This window comes from Hymenobacter sp. 102 (genome assembly GCF_049949205.1).
Classification (GTDB): domain Bacteria; phylum Bacteroidota; class Bacteroidia; order Cytophagales; family Hymenobacteraceae; genus Hymenobacter.
In genome coordinates, this window is sequence record NZ_CP188172.1 from 5035575 (window position 1) to 5057674 (window position 22100).

A 22100-nucleotide genomic window follows, 5' to 3' on the forward strand; every position below is an offset into this window, starting at 1 on the left:
GGGCAGAACTAAAAATGATGGTACAGAGGGGAAACAACGCTAATATTGCCGGTATCTATGGCTCCAGCCACATAATCTCCTGGTCCCAGCCGGCCGGAAAACCCATGTGTTGCCGGTGTAGGCCCGGCGTAATGAGGTCGTATTCGCGCAGTAGCGCTACCACGCGCCGTCCAAAGCTGGAGGTCTGGCTGACCTTCACCATCAGGAAGTTGAAGATGGAGAGGGTGTAATAAATTTTGGTGTTGATGGCCGTGACATTGTGTTCCGTAAGCCAGTAGCCGGCGTGGCCCCGCTGATTGGAGAGCATGGGCTTCATGGAAATGTCCCAGAGCCGGTCGTGGTGCGCGCACTTGTTGCGGACATCGTTGATGCTTTGCATCCAGGAGTCAAACACCCGTAACGCTAGGTTGAAATGGTTGGCAATGGCCAGCTTGGGCGTGGTGTCCACAAACTGGGTAAACAGGTTATAGAGTGTGCCGAAGGAGAGCAGTTCCAGCACCATCCAGGCGGGCGGGTTACGCGGCTGGTCGTAGAAGTGGTAGTAATCGGCGATAAATGTTTTGCTTTTAGCACGGTCCAACTCCCCCCGAATAGTGGAAAGGAGTTTGGAGGAAGCCGCCTGTTCCGCCGGGGTGCCGCGCTTGAAGAAGCGGGCCTGCTCGTACCAGTTGTTGTCGCCGGTATAGCGGGTGATGTGGTAAATGATTTGGGTGCGAAACGATATTTCCAGCCTCTCAATGGCTTCCAGGCAGAGTAGGCGCAGCTGCTTGTCGAACTGATAACGGTGCAGAATGTCGTCGAAAGTAGTGCCGGGCTGAAACTGGCTAGTACCCGGCACCAGAAAGCTGCCCCAGTAGCCACTGAGTCGGTAATAGCTGATGTTGGCCAGGTAACGCAGGGCTCGCGGCTCGTCTGCCACCACCAAGCCCTAGCCTGCAGCTTCTGCAGCTGCTGGGTAAAATCAATAGCTGGCTTGGTGAAGTGGCGGATGGGACGGGGCGGCATAGGGCAGAACGGCAGGCAAAAAAAAACCCACCCTCAGCGGGGTGGGCTTCCGGTCAAACAGCAAGCCGAAACTTGTGACCGAAGAATTTTACGGTACCAACCAAACAGCACCGGCAAAGCCGATGTGGCGGATACTTTTTTGTAGGGCAAAGATACGGCTTTCGGAAAGAAAAGTCAATACGAACGAACTGCTGGCTCCGGCACTCAGTTCTCCAGTTGCCATTCGTAGGCTTGCCGGACTAAATGCATGGCATCGTCCAGGTCGGCGGGCGAGGCGAGGCCGACTTCTGCCTCCCCATTGCCCCAGCGGCCCAGGCCCCGCACATCCTTGCAGAGGTTGCGAGGGTCCCGAATTTCTTCAAAGGGTAAGTTCAGCGAAAGGCGTAGCCGGCTTTTCTGCGGTATGACGTCCACAAAGTTGGTGTCCAGCTTGAAGGCGATGTACAGCTTCTTTACCTCCTGCTTAACCGTGGCATCCAGGTTGAGCACTCGCTTCTGAAAGGCATGAAATAAATCGCCCATCTCGCCGGTCAGAAAGTTAAACTGCTCCAATTTGTACTCCCCATCGGCAGCGGCCTCCGGTTCACGGTAGGGGGTTAACTGCGCGTCGGTTAATGCCGGGGCCACCCAGATTTTCAGGGCCTTCGTGGCCAGGGTCTGCCCGCGCCGCTTGATGGCGTCCTCCGTCCACTGGGCTTCCTTGGCTACGCCGGCATTCAGGCGGATGGGGCTGTCGGCAAAGCCTCCCTCCACTGTTTTCTTGAAAGCAAACGGCTTGTCGCTCAACCGGGAGTTATAGCCCGTCAGCGTGAGGTTGCCGATGGTGTGCAGACGTTCCTCTTGTATCCGACGCCACTCCGGTCCCAATTCATCCCGCCAGGCTTTGGATAGGTTTTCGTTCTGGGGCAGAATATGCTCGATGGTGTATTCATCGACCAGCACCCGCTCTTTGCGCCCGAAGTTTTCCAGCCGGTCAAGGATGTAGTTGCGGAGCCGCAGGTTGTATAAATCCCGGTCCTGAAACTCGCGCTTAAACTCCGCGTCCGTGGGAAAGCGACGGTAGCTGTCTTTTAGCTGAAAGGCCGCATACAGGCTTTCCAGGTACTGTGGCTTGCGAACCAGCCGCCCCAAGGCCGCGAAGGTTTTGTTCAGGCTATTGGTGGGAATGCCGCACACGACGCGCCGGAACACATAGGCCTCAATCAGGCGAACCACCTGCTCGTGCTCCTCGGCCGTCAGATGCCCGTCTTCGTAGTCCGCGTATACTTCCAGCAGAAACGGGGTAGCGGTATCGGCCCGCAGCTCCAACAAATCCTGGTGCGCTCTGCGCAGCCGCACGTCCGCTTCGTGATTGGCTTCGGGCAGCACGATGCGCACGTAATACCCGGCGTAGCGGTGCAGGTCGCGTAGCCGCTCTTCCACCACCGCGGGCACTTTCGTGTCTTTCAGGAAGGTTTTATAGCTGGCATACACCCCGTCGATGCGGGGAATATGCCCGGTTTTGAGCGTCAGATAATCCCGGACAAACCAGTCGAAGTAGTTCGCGTAGTGCTCCCCAAACAGCTGTTCCATCGGGAACCAATAGTGCTCGTAGAGCCGAGCCTGCGTTTTAGGCTCCTGGCCCATGAGTACGTAGTTTCGAATCAGGTCGGCCTGCGAAAGCGCCAGCCCCGTCGAGTTCATGCTCTCGAATATCATCTGCGGGTTGTCAACGCCGCGCTCCAGCGCCACATCCACGATAAATAGCCGCTGCAGGCCGCATATACCGTCCGGGCATTTTCAGGGTCAGGTGCTTGCGGAAGTATTCGTAGTTGCGCCGCACGTTGCTGGCCACCTCGACGGGTGGTTTGGGATGCCCTTCCAGCACGTCAATTAAGGACTGCTTATCACCCCGGGTGAGCATGAGCTTGTAGCGAAGCGCACCCTCTTCTTCGGCATTGAACAGATAGTAGTTTTTCAGCTTGGTGGCCGAGGTGCTTTCCAGCACGTCAGGGTACTGCTGCACCAGTTCCGCCAGCGCTGCCAATAACAGCGTCAGCGTCGACCACGTCCAGCACGGTTTGGTTGCTGACTTCGGGATCCGCCAGCTGGCCGCTGTGGGCGTCCCGGGCTTCGTAGCTGGAGACGATGCCCATGTCCTGGTTGTAGGCCGTGGCCGTTTGGTGCAGCAAGTCGTAGGCAGCCGCTTTTTTGCCGAAGCGCCCGAGGTGCCGCCCGCCCCGGGTGCGGGTGACGGGGCGCTCGGTGACGTAGCCCGGGGCCTGAATCCAGTTGGGCCGGCCGCTGATGCCGTCGCCGTCCGCGTCCTGCGGGTCGGCCAGGGCCAGCAGGGTTTGGTCTGGCACCGCGTCCAGAAAGCCCAGGCCCGTGTTGGCCGGGGGGGTAAAGCGGCTGTGCGCCACCCCGGCCGGCAGCTGCTCAGGCTGAAAGCCCGGCAAGGCCCGGTGCTGCAGCTGCGGGCCGCCGCGGGCCAGAAACAAGTTGCCGGTGCTGTCCACCTGTCCGAAACGCGTGAGCGTGGTTGACGGGTGGCCCTTGCCGTCGCCGGCGTGGCAGCTGCCGCAGCTCGCGGCTACGAAGACCGGCCCCAGGCCCGTGCGGGAGGTGAATACCTCGTCGTTGAAGGCTACGTCTCCGCGCAGAAACTGCGCGTGCTGCTCGGGCGTAAGGCCTGCTACGGGGCCGTCCAGCGCGGCGTCGTCGGCTGGGGCAGCGGGAAAAATCAGCTCGCACGAGGCTAGCATGAACCCCAGCGCCGCTGCGGCCACCGCGCTGCGGCGCAGTCCCGGTCCTGTTACGTACGTGTGCAGCCGCATAGGAGCAAGGATAAGTTTAGGCAAAAGAACGAAATTTAGACCAATCTAAAAATATTTTTAGTACGCCTTAATACTGATTAGCCTTAAGAGTGTTCACTCAGGCTTTCGGAACTCGTTGGGCCGGTCTTTGGAGGAGCAACAAGACCGGTAGCGTAGGCTCCTTGCTTGGCCAGACGCTAGCAATTCCTCCGTAGAGGGCTTGGCGAGCATATCCGCAAGGGGAAGAATCGGCTGCTACTCCAACAGCATTTGGCAAACCAGCAACATGCAGGGGCCCTTCGTTTCCGCAGCCGATAAGCCGCAGGCACGAAGGGGCCCTTTCCCCACTTAAGTAATATATAGGTTAGCGCAGCCCCTGCATTTTCAAAAACAGGCCGCCCGGGTTCTTGGTGGCCTTGATTTTATCGGTTTTCAGCTTGTAGATGAAGGCAAACAGCGCATCCACGTGCTTGGACGACTGCAGAATGTCCTGCACCAGCGGGCTCGGCGATGCCTAAGGTTTCAAGGTGCTTGCGGGCCAGCTGCACCTTGGCGTCGTCGGCTTCCAGCTCGAAGGGGATGGGCAGCTGCTGGGGTACCTGGGTGTTGACGTAGAACTTGATGCTCTGGTAGGAGCGGCCCTTTTTCAGGAGCTCGTACTTGATGCGCAGGTCGGTGTGCTCGTTGATTTGATTCGTGGCCACGTCGAGCACGTACTTCTGCAGGGCCGAAATCTGGGAGTACTGCTCGGGCTCCTTGCCGGCCGGGTCCTTGAGCTTGAGCATGCCCTTGAACTCGTCCAGCGAGTAGGTCTTGGTTTCCCCGATGTCCTTCCACTGCGAGGCCAGCTGGTAGATGCGCTTGGCGTACTTGCTGCTCAAGCTGAAGGCGGCCTGCAAGCGGTAGGACGTGAAGTTGCTTTTCAGGTCAATCAGGAAAGGCCGCATGCGCTCGGATATCTCCAGCTCAATGGTGCCCTCGCCCTTGCGGTACAGCGCCGAGGCCAGCAGACTCACCTGCAACAGGGTCTTGCCGTTCTCGATGTGGTAGACGCGGCTGTTGAGGTTCTCGGTGGATTCGAGCAGCTGCTTGTAGTTCCAGGTGCGGCCGGTCATCTCCATGAGCTCCTGCACCCGGATTTCGTAGATGGTGCCGGCCTTATCCTGCTTGGTGAGCTTGGAGAGCAGCGAAAAGACAATGTCCATCTCGCAGGCGCTCATCTCGTAGCGGGCCGTCGTCAGCGCGTTGTGCTGCCGGATTTCAATCGGAACGGTGGATTCGGGCGCGGCCATACGCAGCTACTGGGGTGATACAAAGCAAACATACGGCTTAAATCGGAAACTAATAGAGCCAAATCCTGAATCTATGAGCAAGGAACTGGCGCAGGGCCAAGGCGGCTTATAAAAGCTATTAGTTAGACTTATGAAAGCTATTAGTTAGCCGGGCGCGAGCTTTCCGCGAGACTTATAAAAGCTATTAGTTCGGCTTATAAAACCTATTAGTTCAGGGCCGTCAGCTTCGGGCTGCTCCTGGGGCCGCACCCGAAGTGACTTATAAAATCTATTAGTTGGGCCCAGACAGCGAATTAATAGCTTATGCAAGGACGCTCTATTAATCAGCTTATGAAAGCTATTAGCTGGACTTATAAAACCTATTAGTCCGCTTATGAGACCTATTACTTGGCTTATAAAACCTATTAGCTCGCTTATAAAACCTATTACTGAAGCGGCTTAAGTTGCTGTGATACAAAAAGTTGTGGCCCCTGTACCTTAAATACTTAAAATACTCACAAACTTGTTGAAGCTGGGGTACAAAAGCATTTAAAGTGGTGGTTTAGGGCGATACCCGAACGAAAACAACAAAAAAAGGAGTCTAAATAAGCACAAAACGCGATTGCACTTTTTAAAGATTTTTTTACCTTTTTCTACTATTTAGAACACTCTTACCAACCCCAAAGGTACTTAAAAACTACGCTGAAAGCTCACGAAGGGCTCATTAATAGATTTTATAAGTCTCACAGGTTTCCTTCGCCAGCATCTTCAGCGGCAACTGTAGCAGGCCAGCAGGGAGCCCTAACCAGGAAAATGGTGCCCACAAGGACCCCAAGGCTTATAAAATCTATTTTTTAGCTGGCCCACCACCTACAGTCGAGCTATGCATTTTCGTGAACTAATAGGTTTTATAAGCCGGAAAGCGAGGTAGTAGCACCTGGCAGGCGGTTATTCAACGCGATACTAAGGCCTTACTGAGGAGTTAACCCGGCTGACCTAACCATACCAGGTGTAGCGGCAAGTGCTAAAAAAGGGCTCCTACGTACCCGGAAAGGGCATTGAGCCGTAGGTAGCATCGATTTGACCTGTTTCCTTTGCCTTAGAATAGCCCATCTGTCCCTGAGGTGGTCTAGGCAAGACGGACAGAAGAAGGACGTATATTTCTTCTGTGATGACAGCCAAAAAGAACGGGGCGTCGCCCGACAAACGGCGTAAATACGACGAGGCGTTTAAGACCGAGGCCCTGCGCCTGGCCAGCGAGAGCCGCAGCACCCAAGCGGCGGCGCGGCAGTTGGGCATCAGCCCCAAGCTGCTCTACCGCTGGCAGCAGGCGCAGCTCGTGGCCGAAGTGGGCAGTGAGGAAGTGGCGCGCGACCCGGAAGTGCGCGCCCTGCGGGCCGACTGAAACGGGCCGAGCAGGAGCTCGACATTTTAAAAAAAGCCTTGGTCATCTTCGGCCAGCCGACCCGGTGAGCACCTACCAGCACATCGCCCAACGCCGGGCCCACGTACCCGTGCGCCAGCTTTGCCAGGTGCTGCGCGTGGCCCCGGCCGCCTACTATGCGTGGCAGCGCCGCCGGCAGCAGCCGGTGGTCGAGCCGGCCTGGCAACTGGCCGTGCGCGAGGTATTTGCGCACCACAACCAACGCTACGGCACCCGCCGGCTGCGGGCGGAGGTACAGGCGCAAGGCCACGCGGTGGGCCGCTGGCGCATCCGCCGCGTGCTAAAGGCGCGGCTTGTGGGCCCAGCAGCCGCGCTCGTTTGTGCCCCGCACCACCGACTCGGACCCGGCCGTGCGCGCGGCGCCTAACCGCTTGCTCGGCCAGCCGGCCCCACCGCCCCGAACCGGGTCTGGGTGGGCGACATCACCTACCTGCCCCGCCAGGGCGGCGGCTGGCTCTACCTGGCCGTCTGGCTCGACCGCTGCTCGCGCAAAATCGTGGGCTGGGACGTACGCGACACCATGCCGGAGGACCTAGTCAGCGAGGCGCTCCGTCGCGCCCTGGTCGTGCGCCGCCCCCCGGCCGGGCTGGTCGTGCACTCCGACCAGGGCAGCCAGTACACGGCCACCCGCTTCAAGGACTTACTGGCCCGCCACGGGGCCGTGCAAAGCATGAGCCGGCGCGGCAATTGCTACGATAACGCCCACGCCGAGTCCTTTTGGAGCCGCTTCAAAGCCGAACTGCTCGACGGCGGCAGTTTCCCCGGCCTGGCCGAAGCCAAGCTCGAAATCAGCCACCACATCGCCTACTAGGGGTCGCACCGAGTAGGAACGGAAAACAACGCTAAGGAAATTCGACCAGCCGTTCTTCCCAGTTGGCGGGGTTGCGCAACGGGCGCATTTCGCCGGCGGCAATGTCTTCGGGCAGGCTGAAATCGTAGCGGCCCAGCATGTTAACGTGCTCGTGCAGCAAGGGCGAGAGGCGCGCCACGTCGTCCGGGTTCAGCACGCCTTCCGTCTGCTGCCACCGTTCCAGGGCGTGCTGCAGATAGCGGGTGTTCCACAGCACCAGGGCGTTGACCACGAGTCCAAGGGCGCCCAACTGGTCTTCCATGCCCTCGCGGTAGCGCTGGCGCAGCTCCCCTTTCTTGCCGTGAAAGACGGCCCGGGCCACGGCGTGCCCCTCGCCCCGGTTGAGCTGCACCAGGATGCGCCGGCGGTAGGCCTCGTCCTGCACGTAGGCTAATAAATACAATGTTTTTTCGACGCGGCCCAATTCGGCGACCGCCCGCCCCAGCGAGAGCGAGCCCGCTCGCTGCAGGGTGCTGACGGCCGTGGCCTTGACTTTGCCGAGTTTCAGAGAGCCGGCCAGGCGCAGCATGTCGTCCCAGTGGGCGTGAATCAGGCGGGCGTTGACCACGTGGCGGCCCAACTCGTTGAGCGGACCGTAGTCGTCCTCTTTTTCCAGCCGCCAGAAGCGCTGGTCCGCCAAGTCGGCCAGGCGGGGGCTGAAGCGGTAGCCCAGCAGCGAAAACAGGCCAAATACCACGTCGCTGTAGCCGTGGGTATCGGCCATGATTTCGCGCGGGTCCAGGCGGGTTTGTTGTTCCAGCAACCCGGCCAGGATGAACAAAGAGTCGCGCAGCGTACCGGGAATGACGATGCCGTGAAAGCCCGTGAACTGGTCGCTGGTGAAGTTATAGTACGTCACCCCGCGCTGGGAGCCGAAGTATTTGCGGTTCCAGCCCGCGTGCAGCGTGCGCAGGCACCACGAAGCGCATGCCGTCGGCCGAGGCCACCTCCCCGCCGCCCCAGGCCTGGGCCAATGGCAGCCCCGCCTGGGCATCCACCAGGCGGGCATTGGCGGCGGTGAGCGTTTCGGCGCGCAGGTAGTTTTGCTGCACCCACGCCAGGCGCGCCAGCGTCAGGGCCGGCACGTCGGCCCGGGCCACGGTTTTTAGCCCCAGGTTGCACGCCTGGGCCAACAGCCGGCACAGATACTGAGCGGCAGGTCGGCGGCGGCGGGCTGCCCGTCGGCCACGTGGGTAAAGGCGAGGGAAAAGCCGGTAAACGCGTCCACCTCCCGCAACAGGGCCGCTACTTCGACCTGGGGCAGGGCCGCCGCCAGCTGCTCGCGCACGTGCACCAGGTGCTCGGACTCTTCTTGCGCCGGTAAGGCGCTGAGGGTGACGACCGGCTGACCGTCTTGCTCGACCACCTGCAGGGTGGTGTGCTGCGCCAGGTTCTCCCCAACGTCCGCATACGCCGTGCGCAGCAGTTGCCCCAGACGGGCCAGTTCCACTGCCGGGTCCAGGGAGCGGTCCAGGGCCCGGGCCACCGAATCCCGGGCGGCTTCCCAGGCGTCCCCGCGCAACAGTTCGGCCCGTGGGTCGGCGTGGCGCTCGCTGGTCGGCACGAACACGTCGCGGCGGCGCGGCGTGCTGCAGCCGTTCCAGTACGCAGAGGGTGTACGCCTGGGGATTCACTTCCCCTTTGGCGGGAAACACCCGCCGGGCCCACCCCTTCGGGACGACCGTGCGGGGCGCGGCCGACCACTTCGGGCGGCCCCGACCGCCGGCTTCCTGCTGCTGCAAAAAGGCCCAGGCCTCCAGCAGCGGTTTGGCGGTGGGCGTCCCCTCGAAGGCGACGCCGGCCAGCAAGGCGGGCAGGAACCGGCGCACCGTGGCGTAGCTGCCGCTCAAGGCTTCGGCCAGCGGGTCCTCCGGCGGACTGGCTAGTTCCTGCGGTGGCCGCCGCAGCGCGCAAGGGCGCCTGGCCCAGGCGGTCGAACACCTGCTGGCGTACCTGCCCGGCCGGTACGGCCTCGTCGAGCAGCAGTTCCACGGCCTGTTGGAGCAGCAACGCGGCCTGGTCCAGGTCCTTGAGCGAGCGCAGGCGTTCGCGCCGGCGCTTGGTTTCGCCCCGCAGGGCCAGCGACGTGAGCAGGCTGTCGAAGAGGTCGAGCACGTCGTCCGTAGCGGTGCGCTCCAGGGTCTGGGCGAAGACCAGCAGCGTGGCCAGCCGGCGTTCCTCGCCCATGCGCACCAGCGTCTGTGCCCAAGCCAGCTGGGCATGGCGGGCCAGGCGCGCCAACCGGGCTTCGGGTAAGTCGGCCACGGGCACGGCGCTCACGCCCAGGGCGCGGATTTCGCCCACCCGGCGCAAAGCGGCCGCCAGCGCCGGGGCGGACACGCGGGTGGGCGGGGTGCGCAGGCGCTCCAGGTGGGTGAGCCGCTCGCCGGCCGGCACGGTCAACAGGGTTTCCAGCGCCGCTTGCTGGGACGGGTTCAGGCGGGTGCGCAGCTGGCGGTAGAGGTGGCGGCCGGTGCGCTCGCGGACCCGCGCAATCAGGCGGGCGAGTAACGAAACGCCGGGCAAGACGACCCGCTGGGCGACCAGGTGGGCCGTGGTCAAATCAAACAGCACGCTGGGCCGGACGGTGCTCGTCAGCACCTGCGCGTAGAGCCAGCGGGTGAGCCGGAACGTCTGCCGCCCGTCAAACGGGGTGTACCCGAGGTGGGCCACAATCCGGGCCTGGTGGTCGTACCACGTGTTCGGCCGGGTCCGGTACGCGGCCAAGGCGTCCGCAGGCAGGTGCAGCTGCTCGGCCAGCGTCTGCACCACCACGGCCGGTACCCGCAGCGGGTCGGTCAGAAAGGTGCCCAAAAAGCGCAGGGTGCAGAGCTGCGGCACACCCGAGTTTGTTGGCGGGGCGTCGGCGCGCGGCCAGGAGGTGGCCATCGGCTGCGCTCAGGTAAAAGAACCGGGCCAGCTGTTCGGGGCTGGGCTCGTCGGCGTAGCAGCCGAAGCGGGCGGCCTGCTCGTCACTGAGGAATTCTACGGGCATGGGCCAGGGAGGCGCGAAAGAATAAGCCAAATGGCGCACGGTGCCGCTATCAAACCCGAACAACCGGCCGGGAAGCGCCGCGCCGCCACGGGGTTAGAAATTCTGGCCGATGCCGAAGTAGAACAGCCGGTCTTCCTTGGACACCCCGTAGTCCGCGTAGAGCATGGTGGACAGGTTCCAGGCAATGCGCGCCCCGGCTCCGTACGAAAACCGGACGTCGCGAAAGCCTAGGTCCTGCCACCGGTCGCGCACCGTGCCGGCGTCCGCGAACGGGGCCACGCCCAGCCCGAAGTTCTGCTTGCCCAGCTTGACATCGGCCAGCCGGATGCGCAGCTCGGCGTTGGCAAAGGCCAGCGAGCGGGCCAGGAAGCGGTTGGCCCGGTAGCCCCGCAGCGACTGCCGCCCGCCCAGGGCGTTGATGCTGCCGTCGGGGCTCCACTGGTCCTGAAACTCAAAAAACGGCGCTTCTTTCCCGAAAATGGTGCCCGCGCCGACCCGCCCGGCCAGCACCGTGCGCGGACCCACGGGCAGCTTGCGGTAGGCCCGGCCCTGGAAAAACAGCTTGTTGAAACTGAACTGCGAACCGATGGCGGGGCTGGAAAACTCGTTGGCGGCTTCAAAGTATACCCCGCGGGTCGGGTCGGGCTCAAAGTCGCGCGTGTCGTGAATCAGCGCCGTCTGGATAATGGACACCCACCCCCCGTCCAGGCCAAAGATGCGCCCCTGCTGGGCATCGCGCTGCAGTAGCGACGTGCCGTTAGGCGCCGTGGTTTCTTCGCCGTTACGGGTGGCCTCGGCCTTGGTGCCCTGGAACGTGTCGTAGGAGAGGTGCTGAATCTCGTAGCCGCCCATCACGCGCCAGCGACCTTTGCCCAGGGCGTAGTCAGCTTTGAGGTTGAGCATGAACTCGGTTTCCCGGAACCGGTTGGACAGCGCATCGGTGACCTCGGCGGCTTCGCCGGCCTGCCCGGGCCGCAGGGTTTTGCGGGCCGCGTCATATTCCGCGTAGGTGGCAAACGTCTCGTCCGGGTTGGAGGGCAGGCGCAGGCGGCCGAGCGTGGTTTCGGACGAGCCGAAGTACAGGTTGGCCGGGTTTTGCTGGGCCTTGAAGTCCACGCGGTAACGCCAGCGCGTGCCTTTGTAGTAGGGCACGTCCAGGGACAGCGTCAGCTCGCGGGCGTTGGTGGTAAAGTACGCCGCGTTGGCGCGCAGGCGTGTGAGGTAGGGCGTGTAGGCAAACAGCGGGTTGTCGCGGGTGCCGTTCCAGATGATGTTGGTTTTAACCCCCACACCGAAGCCCGTCACCGGGTCGGACGAGAGGTCGGGCAAGCCGGTCACGAACAGGCCTTCCCGTTTTTTGGCCAGGTCGGCATCCGACATGCGCTTGGAGCGGATAAAGGAGAGGCTGTCCACTTGTTGGGCGGAGGCAGCGGCGGCGCACAGGCCCAGAGAGGCCGTGAGCCAGGTACGCAACAGGCTTGTTTTTATCTGTTTTTTGCTGGGCAATGGGAGGGACCGTTAGTGAGGAAGCCATGCGCTGGCTCGTTGGCGCAGGTTAGCCCGACAAAGCTCCCGCACGATTCTGAAGGCATTCTGTAGTTTCCTTCTCTTGCCTTACCACGCCATGACGGCGGTGGCCCCGATGGCCCCCTGCTGGTAGCTGGGCACGACCAGCGCCCGGTTGCCCAGCACCTTGCGCAGTGGTTTTGTTACCAGCGGGTACAGCCAGTACGCGGCCTGCGTTGACAGAATGCCCACGCCGGCTCCGGCCAGCACATCGGAAAACCAATGCACGTCTTTGGCCATGCGAATACCTCCCGTGGCCGCTGCTAGCGAGTAGCCGCCCACGCTGTACCAGACGCTACGCCCGCCGTATTCCTTGTGCAGAAACGTAGCCGAGGCGAAGGCCAGGCTGGTGTGCTGGCTGGGAAAGGAATGGAAGTCGGAACCGTCGGGGCGCTGCACCTGCGTGAGCTTCTTCAGGTTGCTGGTCACCGCATCGTTGAGGGTGAAGGCCAGCGCCGCCAGCAGCAGCTGGTCCACGGGTTTGTGACGGCCCGGCACCCCGGCCAGGCCCAGGCCGAGCGTTACGGCCCCTGGTAGGTACCGGAGCTGGTTGTCGAGCGTCGTCGTGGGCCGGCCCATATGCTCGCGGATTTCCTCCCGCAGCTCCTCGTCTGATTCCAGCGCCTCCACCCGATGGGTGGTCAGGGCGCCGGCCGTGAGCAGCAGCGTAGGCACCAGCAGCGCCCGCGCCACCGGCCCCTGCCAGAGCGGCGGGCGGGTGGTGGAGTCACGCAGGAAGGCGGTACCGAAACAGCAGGCGCCGTCTGGGCCCGGGACGGGAACAGGGGGAGCAGCCAGCACAGCCAGGGGAGCAACACGGAGCGGGGCATACAAAAAAGCAGCAGGTACGCCCCAAACGTAGAGCGCAATTCTGTGCACATTCTGTAGGGGTCAGGGGCGGGGAACCGCTGAAGCGAACCGGACACGCAGCGTATGCCGCGCCGAATCCGGGGCGTAGTCGTATGCCACGGTAAAGCCATAGAAGGTCGTGATGCTTTGCACGATGGACAACCCCAGGCCGGGCGAGTCCGAAGCGGCATTCTGCTTGCGAAACCGCTCGAAAAACTGTGCGGGTTTCTGCTGCGCCGCCAGGGCGGGGCCGGCATTGGTGATGACCAGCTCGGTGGCACGCAGCTGCACCGCAACAGGCCGCCCGGCAAGTTGTGCCGGATGGCGTTGTGCAGCAGGTTACTGAGCAGCGAATCGGCCAGCGCGGGGTGCAGCATAAGCAACGGCGCGGCATTTAATTGCACGTCCAGCTGCAACTCCTTCTGCTGGATGAATTCCTCCAGCTGGCTCAGCTTTTCGCGCAGCAGCTCGGCCAGCGGCACCGGCTGGGCGGCGGCAAACTGCTGGTTCTCAATTTTGCTGAGCAGCGTCAGCCCCTGGTGCAGGCGGGCCAGCCGCTGCACGGCCGCGTACAGGTCGCCCACCAAGGGCCGGCCGGCGCGGGCAAATCCGGCAGCTGGAGCAGCTGTTCCAGCTTGGCCTGCATGATGGCCAGCGGGGTGCGGGTTTCGTGGGCGGCGTTTTCCGTGAACGCTTTGAGCAACATGTAGTCGGCCGCGACCCGCTCGCTCAGGTGGGTGAGCGTGTGGTTGAGCTGGGCGAACTCCTCAATGTGGGCATCAGGCAGGTGCAGCACCTGGTGCTGGCGCACGTCGTAGCCGCGCAGCTGGTGGAGGGTCTGCTCAAACGGGGCCCAGAGGCGGCGGGTCAGCCAGCGGTTGAGCCCCACCACGCCCAGCAGCAGCGTACCCAGCACCCCCACCAGCAACAGCACAATCAGGCGCTGCACGTCATGGGTTTCCAGCAGGGCCTTGCTGAGCGATACCCACTGGGTTTGCCCGTTCAGCGGCAGCCGAAACGTGAGCTGGCGGTAGGGCTCCAACTCGTTTTCCAGGGGCTCCAGCAGCAGGGTATCGCGCAGCCCTTCCGGCTGCGGCTGCGCACTGAGCTGCATGCGGCCCTCAAACGGGGTGCCGGGCAGGTGGCCGGTGCGCTGCACCTGCGCCCGCAAGTAGTCACGCTGCTGAAACAGGCGCTCCTCCACTTCGCTTTGCAGCGTCCAGCGCACGCCGTAGTAGAGGAACACACTGCCGGCCGTGAAGAGCACGGTGGCCAGCAGCAGGTAGTAGCGGTTGGTGGCGGCCAGCAGCTTCATTCTGCGCTAAGCTTGTAGCCCACCCCGTACACGGAGCGGATGTAGTCGCCGGCTCCTTTGTCCTGCAACTTGCGCCGCAGGTTCTTGAGGTGGGTGTAGAGGAAGTCGAAGGAGTCGGCCGCATCGGCCGCGTCGCCCCAGACGTGCTCGGCAATGGACTCCTTCGTCAGCACGCGGCCGGGGTTGGTGAGCAGATACAGCAGCAAGTCAAATTCCTTGCGCGTAAGCGTTACAGGTTCCCCGTTGACCAGTACCCGGGCCTGGTCGGGAAACACGGTCAACTCCTGAAACAGTAGGTGGCGCTGCCCCTGAAACTGCCGCCGCCGGATGATGGCCTTCAGCCGGGCGCTCAGTTCCGAGAGGTGAAACGGCTTGGCCAGGTAGTCGTCGGCCCCCAGTTCCAAGCCCAGCACCTTGTCGTCGAGCGCGCCCCGGGCCGAGACGATGAGCACGCCGGCCGGGGAGCGGTCGGCCTTGAGCGTGCGCACCACGTCCAGCCCGTTGCCGTCGGGCAGGGTCAAATCCAGCAGCACGCAATCGTACTGGTAGAGCTTGATTTTCTCGTGCGCCTGTTCGTAGCTGGCCGCTGCTTCCACCACGTAGCCGTCCTGGCGCAGGTACTCCATCAAGGAGGTGCGCAGGGCCGGCTCGTCTTCTACAATCAGCAGCTTCACGGGAGTGCAAGGTGAGGAACGGCTGAAAGGTAGCTGGCAATTCTGAAGACTTTCTGACGGGGGCACTGAGCTGTCTGGATAGAACGGCCCGAACTACGCCGCTTCCTGCGCTTTTCCGCCGGTTGCTACCCCCAGATAGGCCAGGTAACGGTAAATAGTGGCCCGGCCCACTCCCAGCAGTTGCCCGATTTCTGCTACCGTCTTGTCTTGTTGCAGGTAAAGCGTTTTTGCGGCCTGGGCTTTGGAGAGGGCTTCTTTGGAAAGACCTTTAGGCCGGCCGCCCTGGCGCCCCGTGCCCGGGCCGCCGTCAGGCCCGCCTTGGTGCGCTCCCGAATGATGTCGCGCTCAAACTCAGCCAGCGAGGCAAACAGGTTAAACATGAGGCGGCCCTGGGCGGTGGTCGTGTCCAGATGGTCCTGCAGGCTGACAAAGTGAATCCCCTGTTGCTGAAAGCCGCTGACCAGTGTGACCAGGTCTTTGAGCGAGCGGCCCAGTCGGTCGAGTTTCCAGACCACGAGCGTATCGCCCGCCCGCAGGCGGGTCAGCAGGTGCTGCAGCGCCGGGCGCTCTTTCACGGACGATACTTTTTCCTGCGCGACCTCCGCGCAGCCGTAGGCCTGCAAGGCATCGGTTTGCAGGTGTAGCTGCTGGTCGGGGGTACTAACACGGGCGTAGCCGAAAATCATAGGCGGTATTCTCAGGAAGTCAGCAGGAGCAAAGATAGCGAGCCATTGATTCGTGAGAACAGCATATGAGACAGTTTTTGCCCGACTCGTAAGGAGGCCAAACGAGCGCGACCAGCGGAGCGGAAAAACGCACGTATTCTGAGACACCCCGACCCGCCAAAATTCGACCAACTGGCCTTAGCGTTGTTTTCCGTTCCTACTCTAGTGCGACCCCTACTACAACGCCGAACGACGCCATTCCGCCCTCGGCTACCAAGCTCCCAACCATTTCGAACTCCACCTTCAAACAACGTCCCAACTCTGTCCAGCTTAGCTAGACCACCTCAATGGATCCCGTATTCTTAAGCACTTTTTTCCAATCCCTCATCGCACCGATAAGCGCCTGCACGTATTCTGCAGGCGTCGCTTCTTGGCCCAATTGATCAGCGTGCCCATAATCCCTCTTCTGCCAATACGGTGGAGAGGTCACAATAAGGTCAACCGACTTAGCAGGAATAACTGATGAAACGCGAGTGGCATCTCCGAGAATCCGTTGAACAAAGGCCGGTTGGGAAGAAGCAGGAGGAGGCATGTCTACCGATGCCTCAACGGGCACAAGCATCACTGCTGGCTTGCCGTCACTCACCTTGGGTTGGTTCAGGCCAATGTCACCTTGTATATATAGTGGAGAGGCTGTAACAGCCTCTTTTTGACGTCGGGTTGGAGCAGTCATTGTTGTCATTTCAGACGAAAGTTAAGCCCATTCTTTTCAGGAATCGTTACGGCGTGCTATTGAATTTAGCAAAGCATTGTGCTATAAATAATAGTTTTTAGAAAATGAAGGCGTTATAAGCCCAGTTTTTGCGCCGCATTGTGTTGCCGCACGTTGTCAAGGCGAGTATAGCGTCGAATCATTTCGCTCGTCTTGTGCTTCGTCTGGTTCATCACTTCGCTGTCATCGGCTCCGTTGAGCTTGGCCACCGTCACAAACGAGGCTCGCAGCGAATGAGCCGTAAACTTCGGGCCCAGGTGTCGCTGCACGATTTTGTTGAGGTGCACATCGGTCAGCCGGCGGTCGGTGAGTCGGCCACCCTTGCGAAACGAAACCAGAATGGGCCCCGACGGGCGCTCCAACAGTCTTAACCAAGCCTGCAGCGTTCGAATGGGACAAAGCGCCGGGTCCGGCGAATAGAAAATGGCCTTTTCTTCCGCTTCCCCCAACTGGTTGGTCTTGCTGCGTTTGAGGTTAATGGTAAGCCCATCCTCGGAAAACGTCAAGTCGTCCAGGTCCAGGGCCGACAGCTCGGACCGGCGGAAGGCCCCAGTAAAGCCCAGCAGCAGGATGACCTTGTCGCGCAAGCCCACCGGCGTGCTGGCATCGAGATGTTTAATGGTGCGCTTGAAGCTGGCCAGTGAAAACGCCGGCGCCTGCTTTTGCCGCACGCCTTTCAACCGGCTGATGCCGTCCATCAGCACCTTAAATTTCTTATCATCTGTGGGCGAAGCCAGGTCACGCAGCGCGTGGCCTTGCTGATGGCCGCGCAACTGCGCTGAATGGTCGACACCTTCTTACCCGCTTCGGCCAGGTGGGTCACAAAACCCGCGAGCGTATCCACCGACGCCGGCAGCGCCACCTGACCGTGCGTGGTGCACCACTCGGTGAAGCGGCGCCAGTCACCAGCATAAGCCCGGGCCGTGTTTGGTGCTCCTTGCAGGCCGGCTTCGACATACCGAGTCGTGTGTTCGGTCAGGTGCGCCAGACCGGCGGAAGCGGGCGATGAGGGAATGACGGGGACGGAGCTCACGGCAGCCTATATATAAGGAGTGAAAACACGAAAACGGAGCGTTTCCCAAAAGTAGTGAATAGGGTATGATAACTAAGACTTATCATACCTTATCGAAAAAGAGTTGGCTCAGCGTTGCGCGAGAACTTTGGCATCTTAAGTAACAAGTACGACGTCCCAACTTGCTGCCTACCCATTCATGTAGCCCCATGTGAGAATTAGACACAAAGCGACTTGTCAGTACATTTACCAACCGCTACTCTGTCTTTTCCGCTGGCTTACTCTGTATGGTAAAACTTTACTTTCTGCAGTTCCTACTCCTTATTAGTACTGTTACCGCGCTGGCCCAGCGTCCCAAGCCGGCCTCGGTAACGCTTCCTCCAGCCGATACCGTCTACTTCGACCGGGACTGGGAGCGCACCGAAACGTTGGAGGAAGTGGCCTACGCCCGTATTGCCCGCCACGACGCGGCTGGTAAAACCGTGGGCACGGTGCGCGACTATTTCTACCCTTCCTGGCAAAAGCAGTGGGAAGGCAAGATGGTTAAAGAGCACCCCGACGTGCCTTCAGGGCTGTGCGGGCTGGCACGAACGGAGCTGAGCTTTCGGGGCACGTACGTCAACGGCGCCCAGCAATCCGACTTTCGCAGCTGGCACGACGACGGCCGCGAAATCAAATGCACATACGCCGTGGAGGATGCCCTGCCGCTCAGCAGCGCGGAGATTCACTGCAGCAACTGCATGCACCTGAGCCGGAAAGTGTTTGAAATCGACGTACCCGAGGGCACGGTAGGCATCGTGTACAAGCTCGACATCCGTGACGGCCACCAGCCCGCTTCCTGGTCCACGGCCTTGAGCATGGCCGCGGCTTTGAGCAATCCGGCCACCGGTACGGTGGCCCTGTTGTCCATGGCTGCTTCCTCCTTATCGAAGCAGGACACCAAGCCGCCCACGACGTCCACCAAATGTCACTGGTACATCACCACGAATCCGGCAGCGGTGCAGCAGTTTCTGGCCACAAAAGGCTCGATAACCATTCCCAATTCCTGCCTGCGCATGGAAACCAATACCCCTCAGGAAACCCGGCCAATGTCGTTGCCTTCCGGAACGCGCCGCTTCTTCGTGTGCGTGAACAACGACAACTACACGACCGATGCCACGGCCACGCTCAGCGTGACCGCCCTGGTGAAGGCCTGCAATTAACGCTACACCTCCGGGCGATTAATAGTGGAGCGTCAGGCCGGCGCCCCACTTGTAGTCACTGTCGTAGTTGGTGCTCAAGGACACATACTTGCTGACCATGTAGCGGAAGGCGACGTTGTATTCCCGGTCCGTGTTCACCAGCAGGTCGGCGAAGAAGTTGTTGCTTAGGGGCAGGTCCGTGCGCTCCAGCTGCAGGCGCACCTTGCCGTTGCTGTCCAGGCGCAGCTCCGAGCGCACGAGCAGGGGCAGCAGGTAGTACAGGCCCACGTCGAACACCCGCCGGTTGTTTTTGGTGTTCCGCTCGCCCTCTGCGAGCAGCGTGCGGTTGTTACGGTAGTCAAAGCCGACAAAGGCGGCGAGAAACTGCCGATTGTCGAGGTAGCGCAGCAGGTGGGTTTCGGTTTCGAAGTTGCCCTGGTAGTTCACGCGGCCCTCGAATTCGAGCGCGTTGCGGTTGTTGGACAGGGTGCTTTCCAGAAAAGCGCCCTGCGAGTGCGCCATCAGGTCGGCCCAGAGGTAAGGCTGGTTGTCTTCTTTTTTCAGCTCTTTGTAGTCGGTGCGGGCGTACTCATTCTGCGGGGTGCCCTCGTAGCTCACGATGCGGGCCATGCCGGCCATCATGTGGTAGAGGATGTGACAGTGGAAAAACCAGTCCTGTTCCTCGTTGGCGTCGAACTCGATGGTGACCTTGCCCATGGACTGAATGTCGAAGGTGTGCTTCATCGGCGAATAAGCACCCTGGGCATTCACGAGCCGGAAAAAGTGCCCGTGCAGGTGCAGCGGGTGGCGCATCATGGTGGTGTTGGTAAAGGTCATGCGCACGTTCTCGCCCTTGCGGATGGGAATCTTGTCGGCCTGCGAGAGGGTCTTGTTGTCAAACGACCACACGTAGCGCAGCATGTTGCCGGTCAGGGTGAGGTTGATTTCCCGCCACTGCTTGGTCGAATCCAGCGTGGTGGGGTTAAGGGCCCGCAACATGTTGTAGTTGAAGTCGCCGGCGCTGCCGCCCATGCCGCTCATCCCGGCCATACCGCCCATGTCCATGCCCGCCATGCCGCCCATGTCCTGCATGCTGCCCATGCTTTTGCCAGCTTTTTCCTGGGCATTTTCGGGCCGGCTCTGCGGTGAGGGGGCCGTGGCAGCGGGCGCGGCGCCGTGCTGCATGTCCATGCCCGGCATGGGCGAACCAGCAGCCGGACTGGCTGGCTTCGGGCCCTGGTGGCCCGCCATGTCCATGCCTTTCATCTCCCCACTGCCCTGCTCTTTGGTCATGCCGGCGCCGCCCATGTCCATGCCGCTCATGCCTTCCATGCTGTTCATCTCCCGCATCATCTGGAAGTAGTTGATGCGGGGCAGGTCCGGGGCTTTCATCGGCTCGCCCTGCCCGATGAAGGTGGAGGTGTAGCCGGTGATGTCGTTGGCCGTGGCCCGAAACTCGGCCGCGCCCACAGCGGGCACCGTGACCAGCAGGTCGTAGGTTTCGGCCGTGGCTATTTCGAGCTTGTTGACGGGGAAGGGCTCCACGTTGATGCCGTCGGCGGCGATGACCTGCATAGGACCGCCGGCGTACTGCAGGTAAAAGTAGGACGAGGCGCTGCCGTTGATGACGCGCAGGCGCACCACCTCCCGGGCTTGGCGTCCTTGAAATAGCCCTTTTCCTGCCCGTTCGTGAGGAATTTGTTGTAGTAGATGTCCGTCAAATCCATGGCCGGCATGCGGCCCCACTCCTGCTTGAGCTTGTCCTTGAAGTAGCCGGCGGCCAGGGCCTCGCCGTAGCTCTGCGTAGCCCCTTTCTGCACGGCGAACCACTCGCCGGTGCGCTTGAGGTAGCGCAGCACCTCCTTGGATTTGTGGTCGGTCCAGTCGGAGAGCACCAGCACGTACTCCCTCATCTCGTAGGGAATGCGCTTGGGGTGGATGACGATGGAGCCGTACACGCCGTCCTGCTCCTGCAGCATGGTGTGGGAGTGGTACCAGTAGGTGCCGCTCTGAATCAGGGGAAACGTAAACGTGTGGGTGCCGCCCGGCTCGACCGGGGCCGTGTTGAGGTAGGGCACGCCGTCCTGCTCGTTGGGCAGCAGCAGGCCGTGCCAGTGGATGCTGGTTTCCATGTGCATCTGGTTGTGCACCCGAATCACGGCGGTGTCCCCCTCGTTGAAGGTGAGCGTGGGGGCCGGAATCTGGCCGTTGATGCCGATGGCCCGGCGGGTGCGGCCCGTGAAGTTGACCAGGCGCTCGTCCACGTACAGGTCGTACTCCACCCGCTTGCCCACGTAGCTCGTGCGAGGCGTCACGACCTTGCCCTGCAGCTGAGCAGCCGGGGGCGCAGACTGGGTCAGGTGAGGCTCGGCGCTTTTGCCCATACGCATGCCCGGCGTGTGCTGCGCCCAGGCGGGCATGGCGGCCAGCAGGGCAGCCAGTAGAAAGAGTATTCGCATCGGTCGTTACTTGTCGCGTTTGGGGGTGCTGCGGGCCGGGTTGTTGTCCTCGAACCGGTACTTATCCATGGGGCTGCTGGGCATGGCCATTCCCGGCATGCCCGGCATGGCGCCCGTTCCGGGCTTCTCCATTCCCTTCCTATCGCCCATACCGGGCATAGCCTCGCCCTTTTTCATGCCCGGCATTCCGGACATATCGTCCATCTGCTGGCGCGTTGTCACAGGCTTTTGGCCGCCGGCGGGCTGCATGCCGGGCATGTTTTCCATGCCTTTCATAGTACCTATGGCGGGTTTGCTTGGGGAGGTGTTTTTCGAGCGGGCAGGACCCATGTCCATGCCGGGCATGTTGCCCATGTCCATCGGGGCGGGCGGCGCTTTGCGCGGGCTGCCTTGGCCGGAGGGACGTTGCGTGCTCATCCCGGGCATGTTCATCCCCGGCATATCGGCCATGGCTCCCTGCTGGGCGGCCCGTCCTGCCGGCGCCGGCTGCGGTTGGCCGCCGCGCCGTTGGGTGGGCATGTTCATGCCTTCCATTTGTTCCATGGGTTGACGGCGCTGACCTAGCTGGGCGGCCTGCGGGCCGGGGCCCATGTTCATGCCTTCCATGCTGGCCGGGGAGGTACCTGGCGTAGCCACTGATGGTGGGCGAGTCCCGTCGCTTGGGCCAACCTCCTCGTTGTGGGCGTCCGCTTCGGAAGCCGGCATGTCCATGCCGGGCATGGCATCCTCCCCGCCGTGGCCGTGGCTTTTATCGAGCAGGTTGCCCTTGGGACCCACGCCCTCGACGTACACCAGCTGCGCACCTCGGTGCCCGGCCACGGAAAGCGCGCCGGCCGCCGCCACGGCTGCCACCAGCACCAGCACCTCGTAGGCCCGGCGCTGCACCTTAAAGTAAAACCCGATGCCGGCCAATAGCAGCGTGATGCCCGAGAGCCAGGTGGTGTAGCCGGCGAACTGCTCGTGGGCCGCGTACACGGCCGCTGCCCGGGGCGAAAGGCCAATTGCCGCCGCATGAAACACGGTGCTGGCCGCCACCGCCCCGGCAAAGCCCCCAGCCATCACGGCCAAGGCAATCCAGCGCACCTGGGGCCAGTCCTTGAATACCAGCAGGGCCTGCAATGCCGCAGCCAGCAGTATCAGGACAATGGGCAAGTGCACCACCAGGGGGTGCAGATTGGGAAAATCTGAAAACATAGAGCCGAATGAGCCAAGGCCGGTACACGGAAAAACCCCGGCTGACCGCAAGC

Annotated in this window: 22 protein-coding genes and 4 pseudogenes; 5 read left to right on the forward strand and 21 right to left on the reverse strand. The window is 61.8% G+C overall.

The annotated features are described in order from the left end of the window. Positions 1-55 precede the first annotated feature (55 nt). From ACN19L_RS21925 to ACN19L_RS21945, 5 genes are all read right to left on the reverse strand, one after another. Complete coding sequence (locus ACN19L_RS21925; protein WP_426491467.1) at positions 56-919, reverse strand: Abi family protein; 864 nt, start codon at positions 917-919, stop codon at positions 56-58. 290 nt (positions 920-1209) lie between these two features. After that, positions 1210-2736, reverse strand: a complete 1527-nt coding sequence (locus ACN19L_RS21930; RefSeq protein WP_426491468.1) for a GmrSD restriction endonuclease domain-containing protein — start codon at positions 2734-2736, stop codon at positions 1210-1212. Continuing rightward, entirely contained in the window at positions 2714-3010 is a 297-nt protein-coding gene (locus ACN19L_RS21935) for a hypothetical protein (protein ID WP_426491469.1), read from the reverse strand. The genes ACN19L_RS21930 and ACN19L_RS21935 overlap by 23 nt, the downstream gene beginning before the upstream one ends. Beyond that, the gene (locus tag ACN19L_RS21940) at positions 2994-3821 is read right to left on the reverse strand and encodes a di-heme oxidoredictase family protein (RefSeq protein WP_426491470.1); all 828 of its coding nucleotides are present in this window, start codon (positions 3819-3821) and stop codon (positions 2994-2996) included. The genes ACN19L_RS21935 and ACN19L_RS21940 overlap by 17 nt, the downstream gene beginning before the upstream one ends. Positions 3822-4222: 401 nt before the next feature. Further along, entirely contained in the window at positions 4223-5092 is an 870-nt protein-coding gene (locus ACN19L_RS21945) for a replication initiation protein (protein WP_426491471.1), read from the reverse strand. A gap of 1150 nt (positions 5093-6242) precedes the next feature. Between ACN19L_RS21945 and ACN19L_RS21950 the strand changes: the two genes are divergently transcribed. The 3 genes and pseudogenes from ACN19L_RS21950 to ACN19L_RS21960 all read left to right on the forward strand — a co-directional run. Beyond that, on the forward strand, positions 6243-6476 hold the full coding sequence (locus tag ACN19L_RS21950; RefSeq protein ID WP_426491472.1) for a transposase: 234 nt from the start codon (positions 6243-6245) through the stop codon (positions 6474-6476). Between the two features lie 64 nt (positions 6477-6540). After that, positions 6541-6882 carry an IS3 family transposase gene (locus ACN19L_RS21955; RefSeq protein WP_426491473.1) on the forward strand — a complete coding sequence of 114 codons (342 nt, stop codon included), beginning with the start codon at positions 6541-6543 and terminating at the stop codon, positions 6880-6882. 21 nt (positions 6883-6903) lie between these two features. Continuing rightward, positions 6904-7326 (forward strand): annotated as a pseudogene (locus ACN19L_RS21960) (IS3 family transposase); the annotation flags it as partial. A gap of 31 nt (positions 7327-7357) precedes the next feature. Here ACN19L_RS21960 and ACN19L_RS21965 read toward each other — a convergent pair. Next, a pseudogene (locus tag ACN19L_RS21965) lies at positions 7358-8498 on the reverse strand (transposase). Beyond that, positions 8471-8929, reverse strand: coding sequence for a hypothetical protein (locus ACN19L_RS21970; RefSeq protein WP_426493625.1), 459 nt, complete (start codon positions 8927-8929; stop codon positions 8471-8473). The pseudogene ACN19L_RS21965 and the gene ACN19L_RS21970 overlap by 28 nt, the downstream one beginning before the upstream one ends. A 434-nt stretch (positions 8930-9363) precedes the next feature. Here ACN19L_RS21970 and ACN19L_RS21975 point away from each other — a divergent pair, with 434 nt between their 5' ends. Next, on the forward strand, positions 9364-9621 hold the full coding sequence (locus tag ACN19L_RS21975; RefSeq protein WP_426493623.1) for a hypothetical protein: 258 nt from the start codon (positions 9364-9366) through the stop codon (positions 9619-9621). 240 nt (positions 9622-9861) lie between these two features. On the opposite strand, the pseudogene ACN19L_RS21980 reads toward ACN19L_RS21975, so the two are convergent. The 11 genes and pseudogenes from ACN19L_RS21980 to ACN19L_RS22030 all read right to left on the reverse strand — a co-directional run. Beyond that, positions 9862-10360: pseudogene (locus ACN19L_RS21980) on the reverse strand (DUF4158 domain-containing protein); the annotation flags it as partial. Positions 10361-10453: 93 nt separating this feature from the next. Next, positions 10454-11866, reverse strand: a complete 1413-nt coding sequence (gene omp85 / locus ACN19L_RS21985; RefSeq protein WP_426491380.1) for an Omp85 family outer membrane protein — start codon at positions 11864-11866, stop codon at positions 10454-10456. Between the two features lie 108 nt (positions 11867-11974). After that, positions 11975-12727, reverse strand: a complete 753-nt coding sequence (locus ACN19L_RS21990; protein WP_426491474.1) for a phosphatase PAP2 family protein — start codon at positions 12725-12727, stop codon at positions 11975-11977. Between the two features lie 90 nt (positions 12728-12817). Then, the gene (locus ACN19L_RS21995) at positions 12818-13066 is read right to left on the reverse strand and encodes a hypothetical protein (RefSeq protein ID WP_426491475.1); all 249 of its coding nucleotides are present in this window, start codon (positions 13064-13066) and stop codon (positions 12818-12820) included. A gap of 238 nt (positions 13067-13304) precedes the next feature. Beyond that, the gene (locus tag ACN19L_RS22000) at positions 13305-14090 is read right to left on the reverse strand and encodes a hypothetical protein (protein WP_426491377.1); all 786 of its coding nucleotides are present in this window, start codon (positions 14088-14090) and stop codon (positions 13305-13307) included. Further along, a complete protein-coding gene (locus ACN19L_RS22005; RefSeq protein ID WP_426491376.1) occupies positions 14087-14764 on the reverse strand; it encodes a response regulator transcription factor in 678 nt (225 codons plus the stop codon). Before ACN19L_RS22005 ends, ACN19L_RS22000 begins: the two co-directional genes overlap by 4 nt. A 93-nt stretch (positions 14765-14857) precedes the next feature. Next, positions 14858-14983: pseudogene (locus ACN19L_RS22010) on the reverse strand (hypothetical protein); the annotation flags it as partial. Beyond that, a complete protein-coding gene (locus ACN19L_RS22015; RefSeq protein ID WP_426491447.1) occupies positions 14959-15450 on the reverse strand; it encodes a recombinase family protein in 492 nt (163 codons plus the stop codon). The pseudogene ACN19L_RS22010 and the gene ACN19L_RS22015, both read right to left, overlap by 25 nt. Before the next feature lie 313 nt (positions 15451-15763). Continuing rightward, a complete protein-coding gene (locus ACN19L_RS22020) occupies positions 15764-16171 on the reverse strand; it encodes a DNA methyltransferase (protein WP_426491476.1) in 408 nt (135 codons plus the stop codon). A gap of 104 nt (positions 16172-16275) precedes the next feature. Then, positions 16276-16974 (reverse strand): site-specific integrase, encoded by a 699-nt coding sequence (locus ACN19L_RS22025; protein WP_426491477.1) that lies wholly within the window; start codon positions 16972-16974, stop codon positions 16276-16278. Further along, positions 16899-17234: a site-specific integrase gene (locus ACN19L_RS22030; protein WP_426491478.1), complete on the reverse strand. Its 336-nt coding sequence runs from the start codon at positions 17232-17234 to the stop codon at positions 16899-16901. Before ACN19L_RS22030 ends, ACN19L_RS22025 begins: the two co-directional genes overlap by 76 nt. A gap of 266 nt (positions 17235-17500) precedes the next feature. Between ACN19L_RS22030 and ACN19L_RS22035 the strand changes: the two genes are divergently transcribed. Further along, positions 17501-18415: a hypothetical protein gene (locus ACN19L_RS22035; RefSeq protein WP_426491479.1), complete on the forward strand. Its 915-nt coding sequence runs from the start codon at positions 17501-17503 to the stop codon at positions 18413-18415. A gap of 18 nt (positions 18416-18433) precedes the next feature. Here the strand turns inward: ACN19L_RS22035 and ACN19L_RS22040 are convergent, their stop codons facing one another. The 3 genes from ACN19L_RS22040 to ACN19L_RS22050 are packed head-to-tail and all read right to left on the reverse strand — an operon-like array spanning position 18434 to position 22047. Then, positions 18434-20020 carry a multicopper oxidase domain-containing protein gene (locus ACN19L_RS22040; RefSeq protein WP_426493618.1) on the reverse strand — a complete coding sequence of 529 codons (1587 nt, stop codon included), beginning with the start codon at positions 20018-20020 and terminating at the stop codon, positions 18434-18436. Beyond that, positions 19906-20853 (reverse strand): multicopper oxidase domain-containing protein, encoded by a 948-nt coding sequence (locus ACN19L_RS22045; RefSeq protein WP_426491480.1) that lies wholly within the window; start codon positions 20851-20853, stop codon positions 19906-19908. Before ACN19L_RS22045 ends, ACN19L_RS22040 begins: the two co-directional genes overlap by 115 nt. A gap of 6 nt (positions 20854-20859) precedes the next feature. Beyond that, positions 20860-22047, reverse strand: coding sequence for a DUF2231 domain-containing protein (locus tag ACN19L_RS22050; RefSeq protein ID WP_190786136.1), 1188 nt, complete (start codon positions 22045-22047; stop codon positions 20860-20862). Positions 22048-22100 lie beyond the last annotated feature (53 nt).

Bases quoted from the DNA above. Each gene is read 5' to 3' on its own strand.
- ACN19L_RS21940 (WP_426491470.1), bottom strand. From the start codon at position 3,821: ATGCGGCTGCACACGTACGTAACAGGACCGGGACTGCGCCGCAGCGCG.
- ACN19L_RS21945 (WP_426491471.1), bottom strand. From the start codon at position 5,092: ATGGCCGCGCCCGAATCCACCGTTCCGATTGAAATCCGGCAGCACAAC.
- ACN19L_RS21950 (WP_426491472.1), top strand. From the start codon at position 6,243: ATGACAGCCAAAAAGAACGGGGCGTCGCCCGACAAACGGCGTAAATAC.
- ACN19L_RS22000 (WP_426491377.1), bottom strand. From the start codon at position 14,090: ATGAAGCTGCTGGCCGCCACCAACCGCTACTACCTGCTGCTGGCCACC.
- ACN19L_RS22015 (WP_426491447.1), bottom strand. From the start codon at position 15,450: ATGATTTTCGGCTACGCCCGTGTTAGTACCCCCGACCAGCAGCTACAC.
- ACN19L_RS22020 (WP_426491476.1), bottom strand. From the start codon at position 16,171: ATGACAACAATGACTGCTCCAACCCGACGTCAAAAAGAGGCTGTTACA.
- ACN19L_RS22035 (WP_426491479.1), top strand. From the start codon at position 17,501: ATGGTAAAACTTTACTTTCTGCAGTTCCTACTCCTTATTAGTACTGTT.
- ACN19L_RS22045 (WP_426491480.1), bottom strand. From the start codon at position 20,853: ATGCGAATACTCTTTCTACTGGCTGCCCTGCTGGCCGCCATGCCCGCC.
- ACN19L_RS22050 (WP_190786136.1), bottom strand. From the start codon at position 22,047: ATGTTTTCAGATTTTCCCAATCTGCACCCCCTGGTGGTGCACTTGCCC.